Genomic DNA, 907 nt, shown 5'->3' with positions numbered 1-907 from the left:
GTTTTGGGTTGTAGCCTTTACGTTGCATTTGGCCTATAGCCTTCCATTTTCTTTCGTGAGTCTCCCATAGTTGTCCATCAACACCGGAAGTTCTTTTTCCCGCGTTTTCAGTAACTCGCTTTACTGCAATAGCTTTTGCAGAGAACGAGCCAGTCAACATACGTTGCAGTTTTTTAACCCTGCGCCATTGTTGACTCTGAGTAGCTTTCGCAATCCGTACCTGTAGCTTTCTCACCTGTTTATGACAGTCGCGCCAATTTATGGCATGCCACCCTGAAAGGTGGGAGGCCGCAGATACAGTATTTGTTGTATTCACTTGCTTACCTCCTGTTATTGAATGCTTTACAAGATTTCATACGATTAAAGACCGGATGGAAGTCAGCATGCTTTCGCATCAGAGCAAATTTTGATCTCTTATCTGAGCTATTACGGCTCAGCATTCGCTTTTTCCATCTTCCTCTACCCGCATCATCAACAGCATCCCTTACGGTTTACCTGCCCTTTGGGCGATGATACGGGCTTACCAAGTTCCGTTTAGCATACAAAAGTTGGGTTAGGTTTTGCCTTTCCACCGGTGACGTTATTGCCCATGTATCCTTAGGCATTATAAGGATAACCCGTCACATACCATTTTGGTTCAAGCCTTTCAGCATCTTTGGCTTGTTAGACCTAACGATGTTTATCAGCAATTCACATGTGTTAACCTTACCAACCAGCCTTGTACCTTTTCCGCGTGATGCTCGCAGAAAGTAGAGGTACCTTACGGCTTCTCTACCGTTCACAGAACAGGTTACGTTGTCCCAGAGGCTTCATACCCAGCAGTTACCCGCCACGCATGCTCTGGTAGGCTACGATTGATGGGACAATCGGATTCATCAGATATCACTATCGGTGAATCAATATGTTA

The 907-nt window shown here is 45.2% G+C and carries 1 protein-coding gene; it reads right to left on the bottom strand.

The features are described from left to right. Positions 1 to 235, bottom strand: a 235-nt coding sequence (locus ACGF7G_RS22470; RefSeq protein WP_387468501.1) for a reverse transcriptase N-terminal domain-containing protein, incomplete at its 3' end; no start/stop codon positions are given. Between the last annotated feature and the right edge of the window lie 672 nt (positions 236 to 907).

It is taken from the genome of Photorhabdus sp. RM323S (assembly GCF_042879375.1).
GTDB classification, from domain to species: Bacteria; Pseudomonadota; Gammaproteobacteria; order Enterobacterales; family Enterobacteriaceae; genus Photorhabdus; species Photorhabdus tasmaniensis.
This window is presented reverse-complemented; position numbering and strand designations above follow the sequence as displayed.